Genomic DNA, 207 nt, shown 5'->3' with positions numbered 1-207 from the left:
GATCACCGCCTATCCCGCCCGCGTGGACATGGTGACGTTCACGCCTTGGGAGCGGACCTATCAGGTCTGGAAGGGAACCGAGCGAGTCCTCGACCCAGATCTGTGGGGGCCCGACGAAAAGACCATCGGCTCGAATGGCCGGGTCGAGGTCTCGCGGGTGCTGGTCACCTATAACCAGATCGAGATCCTCGACCGCACGCTGGCCGA

At 63.8% G+C, this 207-nt stretch carries 1 protein-coding gene; it reads left to right on the top strand.

Features of this window, described 5'->3' with window-relative positions:
* Positions 1–207: hypothetical protein (locus JI664_RS23790; RefSeq protein ID WP_207016275.1), on the top strand; the 207-nt coding region annotated here is incomplete at both ends.

The organism is Rhodobacter sp. NTK016B, from assembly GCF_017303295.1.
In the GTDB taxonomy this organism is placed as follows: Bacteria; Pseudomonadota; Alphaproteobacteria; order Rhodobacterales; family Rhodobacteraceae; genus Pararhodobacter.
This window is presented reverse-complemented; position numbering and strand designations above follow the sequence as displayed.